Source organism: Schnuerera sp. (assembly GCF_035459645.1).
Classification (GTDB): Bacteria; Bacillota; Clostridia; order Tissierellales; family Tepidimicrobiaceae; genus Schnuerera.
The window spans coordinates 1-3788 of sequence record NZ_DATHXO010000527.1 but is presented as its reverse complement, the minus strand read 5'-3'; the positions used below and the strand labels follow the sequence as shown (position 1 = coordinate 3788).

General features: G+C 34.8%; 3 protein-coding genes and 1 pseudogene. All 4 read right to left on the bottom strand.

The features are described 5' to 3' along the window. Positions 1-139: 139 nt before the first annotated feature. Positions 140-361, bottom strand: a pseudogene (locus tag VK998_RS12340) (transposase); the annotation flags it as partial. Positions 362-446: 85 nt separating this feature from the next. Next, positions 447-1937 carry a group II intron reverse transcriptase/maturase gene (gene ltrA / locus VK998_RS12335; RefSeq protein WP_005585350.1) on the bottom strand — a complete coding sequence of 497 codons (1491 nt, stop codon included), beginning with the start codon at positions 1935-1937 and terminating at the stop codon, positions 447-449. A 525-nt stretch (positions 1938-2462) separates the two neighbouring features. After that, a complete protein-coding gene (locus tag VK998_RS12330; RefSeq protein ID WP_325228800.1) occupies positions 2463-2663 on the bottom strand; it encodes a hypothetical protein in 201 nt (66 codons plus the stop codon). 59 nt (positions 2664-2722) lie between these two features. Then, positions 2723-2989: a transposase gene (locus VK998_RS12325; RefSeq protein WP_325228798.1), complete on the bottom strand. Its 267-nt coding sequence runs from the start codon at positions 2987-2989 to the stop codon at positions 2723-2725. Positions 2990-3788 lie beyond the last annotated feature (799 nt).

Sequence of the window (3788 nt, the reverse complement as noted above, 5' to 3'; positions counted from 1 at the left end):
GTCTACTTCGAGTTCGACAGCGACCGCATCCGTAGCGAGTTCGAGCCGGTGCTGGCCGCCAATGCCCGCTACCTGCGCGACAACGGCAATGCGCGCGTGGTGCTCCAGGGGCATACCGATGAGCGTGGCACCCGCATCCTAATCTTTTTTGTAACCTTTCTTCATTATAAAACTTGATATATTCAATTATCCTTTCCCTTAATTCTTCTATCGTTTTAAAAGTCTTTCCATAGAATATTTCAACTTTTAGAGTACCAAAAAATGATTCCATAGGCCCATTGTCTATACATTTACCAACCCTTGACATACTTTGTGTCATCCCAGCTTCTTCAAGCTTACTTTTAAATATATTATTGGTATAATCGATTAAGAAAAAGGGATTACTCCCTTTCCCTCATCTAAGAACCGTACGTGAGAGTTTCCCGCTCATACGGCTCAAGCATTTCTTAACCATTTCTGGCGACAGCAAGTGTTTTTAATCGATATTTCCTTTTAATAAAATATTCTTTATCAATATAGGGATTTCTCGATATTTGTAACTTAGGATGACGAACTATTTTTATTGTTCTAAGGTTAATTAGACTATTAATTTCAGTTGAAAACAACCATGGTTTACCATTTTTATAGTGCCAATATTTATTAAGCCTCCACCATCCATTTTTATTTGGATGTCTATGCTTTGCCCATTTCTGTAGGATTAAATATAGAGTATTATTGATACAAGAGAATGTTTGACTTGCGACAACATGCTTGTGGTAATTAGTCCAACCTCTAATAATTGAATTCAATCTTCGTATTATATCTACTTGTCTGTGTGCTTTGCCTTCTTTCAAAATTATTGTCGATAGCTTTCTTATTAATGTTTTGATTGAATTCTTTGATGGTTTAGTTATTAATTTATCTTTGAATTTTCTAAATGTCCATCCTAGAAAATCAAAACCTTCATCGATATGTGCTATTGTTGTCTTTTCTTCTGAAAGTTCTAATCCTCTAGCTTTAAGAAAGTCGCTTATTAGAAGTTTCACTTCTTTAGCTGTTTCTTTAGAATTTGCTGTTACAATAAAGTCATCTGCATACCTTACTAGATTGACTTTTGTTTTAGCACGATAATGATTTTCAATATTGCCTTTTGAATTTCGATGATATTTATCTTGAATTAACTTTTCTAGACCATCTAATGTCATATTCGCATATATACTTGAAATTGAACCTCCTTGAGGGGAACCTGTTTCTGTTGGAAATAACTCACCTTTATATATGAAACCTGACTTCAAAAATTGTTTCATAACTCTTTTATCCATGGGAATGTTATTCATTAGCCACTCATGATTTATATTGTCAAAACACCCTTTAATATCTCCCTCTAATATCCATTTTGGTGAACATTTTCTTGCAAGAATGCAAAATATTTGTTCGCAAGCATCTTTAGCACTTCTTCCTGGTCTAAAGCCAAAAGAGATATTATCACCAGTAACTTCTGCTACAGGTTCTAATCCTAGAGCATAAAGTGTTTGCATTGCTCGGTCATACATTGTCGGGATACCTAGAGGTCGTTTCTTATTCTTACCTTTTTTTTCAATATATACTCTTTTAAGAGGTTTTGACCTATATGTTTTTCTACCTATGGAAAGTGTTGCCTTCATTTTTGATGCAGAAGTTGACCAGATTTTCTTGTCAACTCCTGAAGTGTTTTTACCTTTGTTAGACGTTACTTTCTTAATAGCAAGGGCTTTTGCATAAAAAGAGTGTGTAAGTAAATATTGTAGTCTTTTAACCTTATTCCAGTCACTTTTCACTGCTGCCTTAGCAATCCTGGTTTGTAGTCTATTAACATGATTTTCAGCCTTATTCCAGTCCATAGTTTCCCATTGAACCGTAAGTTTTGATGTGTCTTTTAGTCTCTCGGTTTTATCCGTAGTTGAGTCTCTAAAATTCATAGACTTACACTCCTTTCTTACTAAGAAATACCATGAGATAAGTCTGCACCCTTTCAAGTTGAGGTAATTTAACCTCTATTCTCTGTAATTACAACAAAGACATTCGCTTTTTATCTCGTTCTTCTGCCCTCTGAACTATTTCTTTTCCTTGCGGTAAGATACCCATTAATTATGGGAGCTCATAGGGTTTACCAAGTTTCGCATAATACATAATTATGAAAGCTTTAGGAGCCACCTTTAGACCGGGAGTGCAATATCCATTCGCATTGGCTATCCAGAACACCTTTGCTTGACTCCGTACCTTTTTGGTCAAAGCGTAACAGCCCATTTCGCATTATCCAGCGTAACGGTCCCTACAGTGATTCACTTTACGTTCTCCATGGCTTTCTTATCCTAGTAGTCGTTCCAGATTTGGGCTTCTAGAATTTCCTCATTGTTTCGTGAGCTTTCTAACCTAGACGTTACCATCTTCGCTAGTCACGATAGGATTACTCCGAATGGATGGAGTAGCTTTACTGCAATATATTATGCGACTTCTTGTCGCACTTGTGAACCTCTATCTGAATGTATAATTAAACCTTTAGTGGGTTTCTGGGTAGTTATAGCATTATATATTTTTAAAATATCTTCTTGTAGCTTCTTGTTTTCTTTTTTCCACTTATTTTCAGGCTTTTCTTTTTGTTTATCATAATAGGTGCTTCTAGGATAATCGAGTAACTTACACATAGTATCTATGCTATGTGTATCAGAGTTATCTTTGATTATTTCAAATATATTATCAGGGTCTATTTGGTTGCGAATATAGCCATAGCTTTTTTTAATATTTCTACTTCCTCCTTAAGTCTTGCATTTTCTTTTTTAATCTTTAGAATTTCTTCATGATTAGTAGTATCACCCTTTACTTCAATAGAGGCCTTTTTCTTTACCCAACCACGTACTGTGCTTTGGCTTAGGCTATATTCGTCTGCTACTTCTTTAACTGGTTTTCCTGATAATACTAATTCTGCAATCATAGTTTTAAATTCATCTGTATAGGTATTTCTCTTAGACATTTATGGACACTTCCTTCCTCATTTTTAGTATACAGAAAACCTTATTTTGTGTCCATGGTTATATACTAACATCAGTGAATTAAAACCTTAGGAATTAAAAAGGAAGTTATGCTTATAATGTTATGTGCATTAACGAGTTGACATATAATCAAGTTGACATATAAACGGGTTGACACATAGGTCAACCCCTACGATGTGGAATATATCACAGTTGTGGGTAGGGATGGACCTGTGTGTCTATCCGGTTTCATACGACACATGATTTACAATAGTCATCGCAATGGTCCTAGCATATATAATGGTTGTGCGTAGGGTCAGACCCATGTGTCTGCCCTCCAATAATACGACATATCATTTTATATTATGTGCAACTAGCAAGTAAAAAATAGTACTTAGAGAAATTCCAAAATAATCATTATAGATATATTAGAATATAAAAGATTCTAATATATCTATTTTTATATAAAGAAAACTAGATAATAAAATAAAAATAGCAAAGTTTAGATCAATCGAGACCAAGTAAATTTCGCCATCTTTCTATGCCTAAAAGCAGAAAGAAAGGGTTGACAGTAATGGGTGGTACATCCTTGAAGGAAATAGAGCGTTAGCCGTAGAATGCACCAATCATGCTTCCTTATCAGTTGAATTCTTGGGCATTTCTGACATGAGATCTACCCCTATTTATTTTATAAATAGGGGTAGGACTTCAATAATTATGGTTCCAAATTTCCAACCAAGAAGAAGAGGGATAGTCATCAATAATTATTTTAATTGTAAAGGAGGTATTGGGGATTGTAAC

What these genes read in the sequence shown, in the direction of transcription:
- ltrA (WP_005585350.1), bottom strand. Translation starts at nt 1,937, where the DNA reads ATGAATTTTAGAGACTCAACTACGGATAAAACCGAGAGACTAAAAGAC.
- VK998_RS12330 (WP_325228800.1), bottom strand. Translation starts at nt 2,663, where the DNA reads ATGTGTAAGTTACTCGATTATCCTAGAAGCACCTATTATGATAAACAA.
- VK998_RS12325 (WP_325228798.1), bottom strand. Translation starts at nt 2,989, where the DNA reads ATGTCTAAGAGAAATACCTATACAGATGAATTTAAAACTATGATTGCA.